Annotated in this window: 9 protein-coding genes; 4 read left to right on the top strand and 5 right to left on the bottom strand. The window is 60.2% G+C overall.

From position 1 onward, the window contains the following. The first annotated feature begins 6 nt into the window (after window positions 1–6). From JJQ51_RS12175 to JJQ51_RS12160, 4 genes are all read left to right on the top strand, one after another. Window positions 7–1,272: a glycosyltransferase family 4 protein gene (locus JJQ51_RS12175; protein ID WP_173004577.1), complete on the top strand. Its 1,266-nt coding sequence runs from the start codon at window positions 7–9 to the stop codon at window positions 1,270–1,272. Next, the gene (locus JJQ51_RS12170) at window positions 1,269–2,414 is read left to right on the top strand and encodes a glycosyltransferase family protein (RefSeq protein WP_113350625.1); all 1,146 of its coding nucleotides are present in this window, start codon (window positions 1,269–1,271) and stop codon (window positions 2,412–2,414) included. The genes JJQ51_RS12175 and JJQ51_RS12170 overlap by 4 nt, the downstream gene beginning before the upstream one ends. 237 nt (window positions 2,415–2,651) lie before the next feature. After that, entirely contained in the window at window positions 2,652–5,366 is a 2,715-nt protein-coding gene (locus tag JJQ51_RS12165) for an ABC transporter ATP-binding protein (RefSeq protein WP_113350624.1), read from the top strand. Window positions 5,367–5,419: 53 nt separating this feature from the next. Next, window positions 5,420–5,896 (top strand): cyclic nucleotide-binding domain-containing protein, encoded by a 477-nt coding sequence (locus JJQ51_RS12160; RefSeq protein ID WP_069610301.1) that lies wholly within the window; start codon window positions 5,420–5,422, stop codon window positions 5,894–5,896. 187 nt (window positions 5,897–6,083) lie between these two features. On the opposite strand, the gene JJQ51_RS12155 is transcribed toward JJQ51_RS12160, so the two are convergent. The 5 genes from JJQ51_RS12155 to JJQ51_RS12135 all read right to left on the bottom strand — a co-directional run bounded on the left by JJQ51_RS12155 (window position 6,084) and on the right by JJQ51_RS12135 (window position 12,616). Continuing rightward, window positions 6,084–7,226, bottom strand: a complete 1,143-nt coding sequence (locus JJQ51_RS12155) for a fumarylacetoacetate hydrolase family protein (protein ID WP_269244761.1) — start codon at window positions 7,224–7,226, stop codon at window positions 6,084–6,086. 178 nt (window positions 7,227–7,404) lie between these two features. Next, window positions 7,405–8,775: an alpha-glucosidase/alpha-galactosidase gene (locus JJQ51_RS12150; protein WP_145318878.1), complete on the bottom strand. Its 1,371-nt coding sequence runs from the start codon at window positions 8,773–8,775 to the stop codon at window positions 7,405–7,407. A gap of 19 nt (window positions 8,776–8,794) precedes the next feature. After that, window positions 8,795–10,465 carry an ABC transporter ATP-binding protein gene (locus JJQ51_RS12145; protein ID WP_145633960.1) on the bottom strand — a complete coding sequence of 557 codons (1,671 nt, stop codon included), beginning with the start codon at window positions 10,463–10,465 and terminating at the stop codon, window positions 8,795–8,797. A gap of 13 nt (window positions 10,466–10,478) precedes the next feature. Then, window positions 10,479–11,606 carry an ABC transporter permease gene (locus tag JJQ51_RS12140; protein ID WP_113350620.1) on the bottom strand — a complete coding sequence of 376 codons (1,128 nt, stop codon included), beginning with the start codon at window positions 11,604–11,606 and terminating at the stop codon, window positions 10,479–10,481. Then, the gene (locus tag JJQ51_RS12135; RefSeq protein ID WP_269244760.1) at window positions 11,606–12,616 is read right to left on the bottom strand and encodes an ABC transporter permease; all 1,011 of its coding nucleotides are present in this window, start codon (window positions 12,614–12,616) and stop codon (window positions 11,606–11,608) included. The genes JJQ51_RS12140 and JJQ51_RS12135 overlap by 1 nt, the downstream gene beginning before the upstream one ends. Between the last annotated feature and the right edge of the window lie 86 nt (window positions 12,617–12,702).

Here is a 12,702-nt window from a genome sequence, read left to right as displayed (position 1 = left end):
CGGAACCTGTCGATGCGGAAGAAAATACTGGTGGTCCTGAAAGGCTATCCCCGCCTGTCGGAAACCTTCATCGCGCAGGAGCTGCTCGGCCTGGAAAAGGCCGGCTTCGACCTGACGCTGATTTCGATGCGCAAGCCTACGGACAAGAAGCGCCACCCCGTCCATGACGAGATCAAGGCGCGCGTCATCTATCTGCCCGAATATCTGCATAACGAACCGTTGAGGGTGCTTCGCGCGTTCTTTGCCGGTATCGGCAAGCCCGGGTTCAAGCCGCTCCTAAAGCAGTTCTGGACCGATCTCAAGCGGGATATCACGCCGAACCGCGTGCGGCGCTTCGGTCAGGCCCTGGTGCTGGCGCATGAATGGCCCGATGGCGGCGAATGGCTGCATGCGCATTTCATCCATACGCCGGCCTCGGTGACATCCTATGCCAGTATCATGACCGGCATTCCCTGGACGTGTTCGGCCCATGCCAAGGATATCTGGACGTCACCGGACTGGGAGCTTTCGGAAAAGCTCGGCCGCGCCCGCTGGACTGTGACCTGCACGCGCACCGGTTTCGAGCACATGCGCGATCTGGTCGGAGCGGACGACAAGGTTCATCTGAGCTATCACGGGCTGGATCTGGATCGCTTCGGCTCCTTCACTGGCGAACATTCCAGCCGCGACGGCAAGGACGCTTCCGATCCCGCTTTTATCCTCAGCGTTGGACGTGCGGTGGAGAAAAAGGGATACGACGTGCTGTTGAAGGCGCTGGCATTGCTTCCCGGCGATCTCAACTGGCGCTTTACCCACATTGGCGGCGGAGATGGCTTGACGAAACTCAAGGCATTGGCTGATACGCTTGGCATCGCCGACCGCATCACCTGGAAGGGTGCGCTGGCACAGGAAGACGTGCTTGCCCAATATCGCCAGGCCGATATCTTCGCGCTCGCCTGCCGGGTGGCCGCCGACGGTGATCGCGACGGGCTGCCGAACGTGCTCGTTGAAGCCTCTAGCCAGCGCCTTGTCTGCGTTTCCACCGATGTCTCCGGCGTTCCCGAACTCCTCGAAGATGGTGCGAACGGTCTTGTCGTTCCTCCGGAGGATCCGCAGGCGCTCGCCGTAGCGCTGGAATCCGCCATTCGTAACCCGGCACTGCGTCACAGGCTGGGCGAAGCGGCCGAAAAGCGGGTGCGCGAGCATTTCGACTATCACGCCAGCATCCGGCAACTGACGGGGCTGTTCGAGGAGCAATGGCAGAGAGAAGATCAATGGCGGAAATCCGCATGACAACCTCGCATAGCCTACCGTTGCGGGTCTTTTTCTACGTTCAGCATCTGCTTGGCATCGGCCATCTGGCGCGCGCGAGCCGCATCGCCAGCGCGCTGGCGCAAGACGGCTGCCAGGTGACGGTGGTCACCGGCGGCCTGCCGGTAAACGGCTTCCCGGGGGCGGACGTCACCTCCGTCACATTGCCGGCCGTGGTTGCGAGCAGCGCCGGCTTCTCCGGTCTCGCCGATCAGTCTGGCAATGCCGCCGGCGAGGAGTTCCTGTCTCGGCGCCGCGACTTGTTGCTGGAGGCGTTCCGGCAGGCGGCGCCCGATGTCGTCATCATCGAGGCCTTTCCCTTCGGTCGCAGGCAGATGCGTTTCGAGCTTCTGCCGCTGCTCGATGCCATTTCTGAAGCCGATCCGAAGCCGAGGCTCTACACCTCGGTGCGGGACATTCTGCAGCAGCAGAAGAAACCGGGGCGCGACGAAGAGACGGTCGGCCTCCTGCGCGATCATTTCGATGGCGTGCTCGTCCATGGCGATCCGCATTTCGTCCGGCTGGAAGAGACCTTTCCCCTGACGGAGGCGATCGCTGACAAGATCATCTATACGGGTCTTGTCGCACCCGCTTTGCCACCGGAACCAGTCGAAACCTTCGACATCGTCGTTTCAGCCGGCGGCGGCGCTGTCGGGCGCGACCTTATCCGCGCCTCGCTCGAAGCGGCAAGCCGAGTGGCGAGCGATCGCCGCTGGCTGTTGATCGCCGGGCCGAACCTCCCGGAGCGGGATTATGCTGAGCTCGCCAGCGACGCGCCCGGTAATGTCGAACTGGTTCGCTTCCGCAAGGATTTTCCCTCCCTTCTGCGCGGCGCCGAGCTTTCGATTTCGCAGGCCGGCTATAATACGGTCGGCGATCTTCTCGTGGCTGGCTGCCGAGCTATCCTGGTTCCTTTCACCGCCGGTGGGGAGACGGAGCAATCCGTCCGAGCCGAGCGGCTGGAGAGATTGGGCCTGGCCTTGGCCTTGCCAGAAGCGGGATTGACGACGGATATGCTGGTCGAAGCCGTGAAGACGGCATTGTCGCGCCCCAAGCCAGGCAAGCCGGATATCGATCTTGGCGGCGCCGCCAGAACTTCCGCCATTCTGCGTGAGGTCATGTAGCGACGTGTGTGGCTGATATCGGAGACATCCTGTCGTTTTATCCTCCTGGATTCCCGCAATCTTGTGATATAAATCGAAAAATCGATGAATCGGGAGGAGCGTGGACGAAAGACCGGGCGGAGTCCCCTTTCACATATGGGGCCACGTATCCGTAACGAAACCTTCCCGCATCTCTGCAACATCAGTGCCGGCATCGCGCTGGCGCTGGGCGTTGAATTTGAAAGCCTGCAGTAAGCAATGGAAAAAAGCCTAGCGCGTTACATTTGGTCGAATACCCGGCTGGAGCAGGTCTGGATACTGCTCGTCGTCGCGGCCTCGATGATCCCGTACTTCCTGTCCTTCGACTTGCCGAAGCAGATCGTCAACGGGCCTATCCAGGGCAAAGGTTTCGAACATCCCGGCGATACGCAGACCTTCATGCACATTGCTTTCAATGTGCCGCTCATCGGCCATGTCGAGATTTTTCAGGGCGTGCAGCTGACGCGCATGTGGATGCTCGTTGCGCTGAGCATGGTGTTTTTGGCGCTCGTCGTCCTCAACGGTCTCTTCAAGCTCTATATCAACACCTATAAGGGACGTCTGGGCGAGCGCATGCTTCGCCGTATCCGCTTTGAGCTGATCGACCGGGTCTTGCGGTTTCCGCCGGCGCACTTCAAGCGCGTCAAGCCCGCGGAAATCGCCACCATGATCAAGGACGAGGTGGAGCCGATGGGTGGCTTTACGGGCGATGCTTTCGTGCAGCCCGCCCTTCTCGGCGGCCAGGCGGTAACGGCGCTCGTCTTCATCATCATGCAGAATTTCTGGCTCGGCATGATCGCCGCGGCCATCGTTGCCGTGCAGGCCATCGTCATTCCCCGCATGCGCAAGCGGCTCCTGGAACTCGGGCGCCAGCGGCAGCTGACGGCGCGCGAACTTTCCGGCCGCGTCGGTGAGATCGTCGATGGTATCGGCACTATCCACGCCAACGATACCACGAACCTGGAGCGCGCCGATATCGCGCACCGGCTCGGATTGATCTTCTCGATCCGCTACGATCTCTATCAGTGGAAGTTCCTGGTCAAATTCATCAATAACTTCCTCGCTCAGGTAACGCCGTTCCTGTTCTATCTGATCGGCGGCTTCCTGGCGTTGCAGGGCCGACTGGACATCGGTCAGCTCGTCGCCGTCATCAATGCCTACAAGGATCTGCCCGGACCACTGAAGGAGCTGATCGACTGGGACCAGTCGCGTCAGGACGTCCAGGTAAAATACAATCAGGTGGTCGAACAGTTCAGCGTCGAGCATCTGATCGATCCGAAAATCCAGGCGGTTTCGCCCGCGCCCGCCGCCCGCATCACCCATTCTCTCGTCGCGACCAATCTGACCATCGTCGACGACAGCGGCGCGCGCGTGCTGGATCATGTCTCGGTCGAAATTCATCCGGGCGAAAGGGTGGCGATCGTCGGCGATAGCGGTGCGGGCGGCGAGTATCTTGCGGAGGCGTTCGGACGCCTGATCTGGCCGGATAGCGGCCGCATCTCGATCGACGGCCACGATATTCTGGAACTGCCGGAATCGCTCATCGGGCGACGCATCGCCTACGCCTCCTCCGAGACCTTCTTCTTTCACGGCACTTTGCGCAGCAATCTCCTCTATGGTCTCAAGCACGCTCCGCTCGTTGCCCCCGTCTATAGCGAGGATGAAGCGACAAAGGTCAAATGGAGCATGGCCGAGGCGCGTCGTGCGGCCAATCCGGAATTCGACCTCAATAGCGACTGGGTGGACTATGCCGCCGCCGGGGCGACGGGGCCGGATGATATCTACTCCGCCATCCGTCCGGTTCTCGATGCCGTCGCCATGTCGCAGGATATTTTCGACATGGCCTTGCGCTCGAATGTCGATGCCACGGCACATCAGGATCTGACGTCGCGCATCGTCGAGCTGCGGCAGGCATTGCGGTCGCGGCTCGAGGAGGAAAAACTCGCGGATCTCGTGGTTCCCTTCGAGTTCGATGCTTATAATCCGCAGGCGACCGTTGGTGAAAATCTGCTTTTCGGTACGCTGAAGCGGCCGCAGATGACCAATCGCAAACTGGCGGCTCATCCCTATTTCCAGCAGATATTCGCCGAAACGGGTCTGGTATCCGATTTGTACGATATGGGCCTGGAGATCGCCGAAAACGCAGTCGAACTCTTCACGGACCTGCCGCCGGACCATCCGTTCTTCCAGCAGCTGACCTTCATGACGGCGGAAGACATCCCGACCTATGAGGCGCTGCTGCAGAAGCTGAACGGCAAGGGCTATGAGGCGGCTACCGACGATGAGCGTGCGGCCATCATCCGGCTGAGCTTCTCCTATATCGAACCGCGTCACCGCTTCGGCCTTCTGACGCAGGTGCTCATGGAAAAGATCGTGAAGGCGCGCGCGAGATTCTACGAGAATATTCCGGCCGATCTCGCCAAGGTCATCGAGCGCTACGATCCGGAGCGCTTCACTGCGTCTGCCACCTTGATGGACAACGTGCTGTTCGGGCGCATCGCGCATCAGCAGGCGAATGCGCCGGAGCGTATCCATCAAATCATGTACGATGTGTTCGGGCGTCTCGGCATGCATGATGCAGTTCTGTCGATCGGGCTGGATTTCGACGTCGGCTCGGGCGGCAAGCGCCTGACCAACGTGCAGCGCCAGAAACTCAATCTCGGTCGCGCCCTTTTGAAACGAGCCGATTACATCATCTGCAATCGGCCGCTGCCGGCACTCGACCATCGCGTCCAGGATCAGATCGCGAGAGCCATTCTGGGCGAACTCCATAGCGGCGATTATGCGCCGGCGATCATCTGGGTTCTCTCCAACCCCAGTTTTGCCGAATTGTTCGACCGTGTCATGGTTTTCGATCACGGCAGCCTCGTCGAAAATGGCTCTACCACCGATCTTTTAGAGAAAAACGGTATGTTCAAAGAACTGTTATCGTAATATCCTATCTCGACAGTGGCGTCTGGGGCCGAACACTGGGGGTACCGAAGCTCATGCTTCTGAAGGACGAAGTTGAAATGCTGAAGCGGGTGCCGATTTTTTCGCGCATTGCACCCGCAAAATTGAAACTCTTGGCGTTTACGTCCGATCGGGTCAGCTACAATGCTGGCCAAACCCTGTTTCATCAGGGCGATCAAGGTGATGCGGCCTATGTTGTTCTTTCAGGAACTGCTGATATTCTCGTCGATAGCCCAGCCGGCGAAATCAAGGTTGCCGAAGTCGACCTCAATTCCATCGTCGGCGAAATTGCCATCCTCTGCGATGTCTCCCGTACAGCCACGGTGAAAGCGACTTCCAGGCTGGAAGCCTTGAAGATCAGCAAGGAGCATTTCCTGAAGCTGCTCAGCGATTTCCCGGAGATGGCGGTCGAGATCATGCGCGTGCTGGCCGATCGCCTGAACCACACGACTTCGGAACTGACCGCTGTGCGCAGCCGCCTCGACCAGCCGCAGTCGATGTCCACTCATTGAGATTGGGGGATATGCCATCGGCCGGCGGGCGCCCCCGTTTCAATTTGGCGAACGCAATAACGAAATACGCGCAGTCTCGTATCGCTGCGGATTTTTTCTCAGCGAGAGCGGCAATCTTGCGTCCATCAAAACCGTCGAGTTGAACGCGAAACTGGCCTTTCCAGTTTCGCGCCCGGTAATTGATGTTTCAAATCAAGCTGCGGCGTGCGAGATTGCGCATCAGATGCGAAGTTCCGAATGTCCATGGCGCGCATTCGGTCGATAGCAGCACGCGGTTCTTCAGCGCCCCCAGCTTGTCGTTCGAGATGGTGACGATGTCGCCGACCTTGTGGGTGAAGCCTTGGCCGGGCGTGTCGCGATCTTCGACGGGGGCGAAAAGCGTTCCCATGAATAGCACGAAGCCGTCGGGATATTGATGATGGCGGCCGATGGTCTGGGAGACGAGATCGAGCGGATCGCGGCTGATTTCCTTCATCGACGAGCGGCCGTGCAGCACATAACCGTCCTCACCTTCGACTTTGAGGTCGAGATCGGCGTTGCGCACGTCATCAAGATTATAGGTCTCGTCGAACAGACGGATGAACGGCCCGATCGAGCAGGAGGCGTTGTTGTCCTTGGCCTTGCCAAGGAGCAGGGCGGATCGGCCTTCCACGTCGCGCAGGTTGACGTCGTTGCCGAGGGTGGCGCCCTTGACCCGGCCCTGGCTGTCGACCGCCAGCACGATTTCCGGCTCGGGATTGTTCCACTTGGAGATCGGATGCAGGCCGACATCGGCGCCTTGTCCCACAGACGACATTATCTGCGATTTGGAAAAGACTTCCGCGTCCGGTCCGATGCCCACTTCGAGATATTGCGACCAGACGCCTTCTTCGATCAGCGCTGCCTTGACCTTGGCCGCTTCCGCTGAACCGGCCTTCAAGTTGCGCAGGCTGTCGCCGATCAGTGCGGTCACCTTGCGGCGGATCGCTTCGGCTAGGTCCGGATTGCCGGCTGCGCGCTCCTCGATGACGCGCTCCAGCATCGAACGGGCAAAGGTGACGCCACAGGCCTTGATCGCCTGCAGGTCGATGGGGGCGAGAAGGTGGATGGCCGAGTGGTCGGCCTTGGCGGCCAGCAGATCATCGAGTTTGGCGATGGCTTCGCCTTTCTGGGTGCGAATGAAAGCCACCGGATCATCTTTTTCCAGAAGGTCGCGCATGGTCGGCGTTTCCTTCGAGGTGATATCATAGAGCGTGCCGTCGCGAAGGGTGACGAGAGCGGGGCCTTGCACATCCGGGCGCCAGATGCGGCCGACGAATGTTCCGGTGGTGAATGTGTTCGAGCTGGCCATGTCGTTCGTCTCCTCCAAACTGCGAGCGTTTCTAGCGCAGTCGATCCCGCTTTGCCATCTGTTATGACGGCATCATTCGCTGCATTTTGAATTTTCATCTTTTCCTGGAAGCTAAAAATGTAAGGCCCCGCGGCGCCACCGCGAGGCCTTTTGGGCCGCAAGCCGGGAGAGAGTGGCTTTACGCGGCCTGAACCTTGCGATTGCCGCGCGCCCATTCCGGCAGCCAGTCGCCGTGGGCTGCCAACAGCTCGTCGACCAGCGACCAGATTTGGTCGAGATCGAGTTCGGCTGCCGTGTGCGGATCCATCATCGCGGCATGGTAGATGTGCTCGCGATTTTCGGTCATCAGAGCTTTCACGGTCAGCTCCTGCACGTTGATGTTCGTGCGGATGAGCGCCGTCAGCTGCGGCGGCAGATCGCCGACATAGGTCGGCTGGATGCCGGAGGCATCGACGAGGCAGGCGACTTCCGCCGCGCAATTATAAGGCAGCGAGGTGATGCAGCCATTGTTGCGGACATTGCCGTAGATGACGGAGGGTTCGCCGGTCCAGACCGAATTGATGATCGAGGAGGCATATTCCTTCGACTGCTTGACCTCGATCTTTTCCGCCGTGCGGTATTCCTCAGCCTGGTTCTTCCAGCGCGCCACCTGCTCGATGCAGCGTTTCGGATATTCGTCGAGCGGAATGCCGAACTTCTCGATCAGATCCTCGCGGCCCTCCTTGATGAAGTAGGGGGTGTATTCGGCGAAATGCTCGGAGCTTTCGGTGACGAAATAGCCGAGGCGGGTCAGCATTTCATAGCGCACCTTGTTCGGGCAGCGCGGGTTCCAGCCGGGCTTCGGCGCGCGTCCTTCGCGATAGGCGCGAACGAGATCCGGATAGAGATTACGATAGGAACCATCCGGCTGACGATGCTCGAATTCGAGATAGAAGGCCATGTGGTTGATGCCGGCCGAGCGGTAGCGGATCTCGTTGTAGGGAATGTCGAGATCGTGCGCCAGTTCCATGGCCGTGCCCTGCACCGAATGGCAAAGACCGACCTGCTTGATCGTTGGGTACTTCTCCCCGATCGCCCAGGTATTGATGGCCATCGGGTTCACATATTGCAGCATGATCGCGTTCGGGCAAACGGCGAGCATGTCTTCGCAAATCTTCCAGAGATGCGGAACCGTGCGCAGGCCGCGCATGATGCCGCCGACGCCGAGCGTGTCGGCGATCGTCTGGCGCAGGCCATATTTCTTCGGCACTTCGAAATCGGTGACGGTGCAGGGCTCGTAGCCGCCGATCTGAAAAGCGACGACGACGAAATGCGCACCGTCGAGCGCCTTGCGCTGATCGGTAAAGGTTTCGACCGTCGCGGAGGTGCCCAGCGTCGAGGCCAGCTTGCGGGCAACAATAGCACTTTCGTCCAGCCGCTGCGGATTGATGTCCATCAGCGCGATCCGGGCGTCCGCAAGGGCGGGCCGCTGCAAGACATCGCCGATGATATTCTTCATGAAGACGGTCGAGCCGGCGCCGATGAAGGTGATCTTGGGAGTACCTGTCATGTCAAAATCTCCTGGGATGCTACGAAGCTACTTCGAACGCCGCTCTGACAAGGCGTTCTGTGTAAGCGGTCTTGGGATGGGACAGAACCTCTTCGACCGGCCCTTGCTCCATGATCTTGCCATGCTGCATGACGATGACGCGATGGCAAAGGGCGCGGACGACCTTGAGGTCGTGGGAAATGAAAAGGTAGCTCAGGCCTTTTTCATCCTGCAGCTTGCGCAGGAGGTCGATGATCTGGGCCTGAACGGAAAGATCGAGTGCGGAGGTCGGCTCGTCGAGCAGAATGAATTCTGGCTCGAGCGCGATGGCGCGGGCAATGGCGATACGCTGGCGCTGGCCGCCGGAAAATTCATGCGGGAAGCGCGAGAGAATGTTGGCCGGCATGCCGGCACTGACCAGTGCCTCCTTGACGCGCTCCAGGCGCTCCGCCTTGTTGGAACCGAGATTGTTGACAATCAGCCCCTCGCAAATGATCTGGCCGATGGTCATGCGCGGATTGAGCGACGAAAAAGGATCCTGAAAGACGATCTGCATGCGCGAGCGCAACGGCCGCATCTCGGCGCGAGACCGGCCATGGATCGGCTGCCCGTCGAAGAAAATCTCGCCGCCATCGGCATCGATCAGCCGCAGTAGCGCCTGACCGAAGGTGGTCTTGCCCGAGCCGGATTCACCGACAAGCCCGAGCGTCTCGTGGCGGCGCAGCTCGATATTGAGGCTGTCGACGGCGACGAGTTCGCGCATGTCGGGTTTGAAGAAGCTGCCGTGCCGCAGCATGAACGCCACCTTGACGGACTTGCCTTCGAGAATCGTGTCGCAGTTCGGCGGCAGCGGCTTTGCCTGTCCGCGTGGCTCCGAGGTCAGTAGGTGCTGCGTATAGGGATGCTGCGGGCGCGCAAAGAGCGCCTCCGTCGTATTGTGCTCGCGCATCTCGCCATGCTGCATCACATAGACGTAGTCGGAGAACTGGCGCACGACCGTCAGGTCGTGAGTGATCAGGATCACGGCCATGCCGAGCTGCTTTTGCAGGTTGCGGATAAGGTTCAGGATCTGCGCCTGCACCGTGACGTCGAGCGCTGTCGTCGGTTCGTCGGCAATCAATACGTCCGGGTCGTTGGCGAGCGCCATGGCGATCATCACGCGCTGGCGCTGGCCACCGGAGAGCTGGTGCGGATATTGTTTCAGTCGCGCTTCCGGATCGGGAATCTGAACCTGCTTCAGGAGATCGAGCGCGCGCTTCTCCGCGTCGCGGCGGCTGACCTTGCGATGGACCCGTATCGCTTCGACGATCTGGCTGCCGATAGTGTAGATCGGATTGAGCGAGCTCATCGGCTCCTGGAAGATCATGGAGATGCGGTCGCCACGCAATTGCCGACGCGCCCGCTCCGAGAATTTCAGCACGTTCTTGCCGTCGTAATGAACGGCGGACTTGTCGGAGACGACGGCGCGTTTGGTCAGCAGGCCCATCACCGTGCGGGCGGTCACCGATTTTCCCGAGCCGGATTCGCCGACGATGGCGATGGTTTCGCCGCGATAAAGCTGGAAGGTGATGTCCTTGACGGCATCGACCATGCCGTCCTCGACCTTGAACTTGACGGCAATATTGCGGGCGTCGATGACAGGTGCGGCTGTCTTGTTCGCAGCATCGAGCCGCCTGTCGGGAGCGAAGGAATTGACGAGTGCAAGAGCCATATCCGTTCTCCTCTCAATAGGGATCGATCGCGTCGCGCAGGCCGTCGCCAAGGGCGTTGAAGGCGAAGACGGTGACGAGAACGAAGGCGACGGGCGTAAGGATCCAGGGATAGGAGCCGATGACCGAATAGGTCGACGTATCCTGCAGCATCAGACCCCAGGAGATCAGCGGCGGTTTGACGGCAAAGCCGAGGAAGCCGAGGAAGGATTCCAGCAGCACGACGCTCGGGATCGCGAGCGTGACCGTCACGATGACGTGGCTCATGACGTTCGGGAAAATATGCTGCAGGATGATGCGCCGGTCGGTCGCGCCGACCGCCATGGCCGCCCGGACATAATCGATCCGCGCCAGAGCCAGCGTCTTGCCGCGCACCTCGCGCGACATCTGCGCCCAGCCGAGCGCCGACATGACGACGATGACGAAGGCGAGGAAGACGTTGGTCGGAGCCGTCACAGGGATCAGCGAGGTCAGTGCCAGGTAGAGCGGCAGTTGCGGGAAAGCCAGTACCACTTCGACGAAACGCTGGATCCAGGCATCGAGCGTGCCGCCGAAATAGCCAGATATCATGCCGACCGCAGTGCCGACGACGGTGACGATGGCGACCACCGTCAAGGCGATCATCAAGGAGATGCGCGAACCGTAAATGGCGCGCGACAGCACATCCCGGCCGAATTTGTCCGTGCCGAGGAAATGAACGGGGCCGCCGTCGGTGGCGCCGAAGAGATGCCGGTCACCGGGGATCAGGCCAAAGAGATGATAGGGGTCACCCTTGACGAAGAGACCAAGCAGGCGAGGGTGATCGTAATCCGGTCCGACGATCGGTTGGAACGTGACCGGATCGAGATCGCTGGTCTCGGCAAGCGCGTAGACCCGAGGCTGGAGGACGAAATTGCCGTCCTTGTCGTGAAAGCTGATGACCTGCGGCGGCGCGAAGCCGGTGTCGGTCGCCTTGGGGTCGAGCGGTGCGATGAATTCGGCGAAGATCGCCATCAGCAGCAGCAGGACGACGAGAGTAAGGCCGCCCATGCCGGTCCAGGAGCGCTTCAGGCGACGCCAGACCAGGGCGAGGTAGCTCTCATTGCCGCTCTTCTGCTTGATTTTCTCTTCGGGCGGCGGCGGGGAGTTGCTGAAGGCGAGCATCAGTGGATTCCTCCCTGTTGACGCACACGTGGATCGAGCAGGGCAAGCAACACGTCGGCGATGATATTGCCGACGATGAGGGTTGCCGAAAGCACCATCATGAAGGTTGCGGTCACGTAGACGTCGCCGACAGCCATCGAGCCGACGATCGCCGGCCCGACGGTCGGCAGCGTGAAGATGATCGCGGTCTCGATTTCGCCCGTCAGCATATAGGGCAGAACCACGCCCTGATACATGATCAGAGGATGCAGCGCATTCGGCACGGCATGGCGCATAACGACGGCGCCGCCGGAAAGGCCCTTAGCTCGCGCCGTTTCCACATATTGGGCATTCAGCGTATCGAGCAGATTGCCGCGCATGATGCGCATGTTGTAGGCGAGGCCGCCGAACGTGGCGATCGCGACGACCGGCCAGACATGCTTGACGAGATCGACTAATTTGGCCCAGGACCAGGGCGCACCGCCATATTGCGGCGAGAAGAAGCTGCCGATCTCCGAGACGTTGAGCTGGAAGACGAGGAGATAGACGATGATCAGCGCCATCAGAAAGCGCGGCACCGTCATGCCGAGGAAGGAGATGCCGGCAAGCAGATTGTCGATCCAGCTATATTGCCGCGTTGCGGCCCAGATGCCGAAACCGATGCCGAGAATGGAAGCCAGGATGTGGCACACGAGCGCCAAGGTTAGTGTTCGCGGCAGGCGCTCCCCGACGACATCGGCCACCGGCTTGTTGTAGACCATGCTGTAGCCGAAATCGCCCTTGGTGACGATGCCACCGATCCAGTTGAAATACTGGACGATCATCGGCTTGTCCAAGCCATGTTCCTTGCGATAGGCCTGCGCCTGGGCGTCGGCCTGTTCGAAGGACGCGCCGCCCTGGTTCATCAGTTGCGAGCGGATATAATCGGCATAATCGCCCGGCGGCGCCTGGATGATGGCAAACGTCACCACGCTCAGGATCAGGAGCACGGGAATGGCGGAGGCTATGCGAACGAGCAGGAATCGTAACATGGGACGGTTCGCTTCTCTTGATGCTGTCGACTGTCCCATTCTCCAGGAACGACATCGCCAGCGCTTCATTTAACCCGGCGATAGCT

Origin of the sequence: Rhizobium sp. AG207R (genome assembly GCF_027109195.1) — a bacterium.
Taxonomy (GTDB): Bacteria; Pseudomonadota; Alphaproteobacteria; order Rhizobiales; family Rhizobiaceae; genus Rhizobium; species Rhizobium dioscoreae.
The sequence above is the reverse complement of the archived record's forward strand: the minus strand, read 5'-3'. Positions and strand labels throughout refer to the sequence as shown.

Excerpts from the sequence above, each read along its gene's own strand:
- JJQ51_RS12170 (WP_113350625.1), top strand. The coding sequence starts at position 1,269 with ATGACAACCTCGCATAGCCTACCGTTGCGGGTCTTTTTCTACGTTCAG.
- JJQ51_RS12145 (WP_145633960.1), bottom strand. The coding sequence starts at position 10,465 with ATGGCTCTTGCACTCGTCAATTCCTTCGCTCCCGACAGGCGGCTCGAT.
- JJQ51_RS12165 (WP_113350624.1), top strand. The coding sequence starts at position 2,652 with ATGGAAAAAAGCCTAGCGCGTTACATTTGGTCGAATACCCGGCTGGAG.
- JJQ51_RS12155 (WP_269244761.1), bottom strand. The coding sequence starts at position 7,226 with ATGGCCAGCTCGAACACATTCACCACCGGAACATTCGTCGGCCGCATC.
- JJQ51_RS12160 (WP_069610301.1), top strand. The coding sequence starts at position 5,420 with ATGCTTCTGAAGGACGAAGTTGAAATGCTGAAGCGGGTGCCGATTTTT.
- JJQ51_RS12140 (WP_113350620.1), bottom strand. The coding sequence starts at position 11,606 with ATGCTCGCCTTCAGCAACTCCCCGCCGCCGCCCGAAGAGAAAATCAAG.
- JJQ51_RS12150 (WP_145318878.1), bottom strand. The coding sequence starts at position 8,775 with ATGACAGGTACTCCCAAGATCACCTTCATCGGCGCCGGCTCGACCGTC.
- JJQ51_RS12135 (WP_269244760.1), bottom strand. The coding sequence starts at position 12,616 with ATGTTACGATTCCTGCTCGTTCGCATAGCCTCCGCCATTCCCGTGCTC.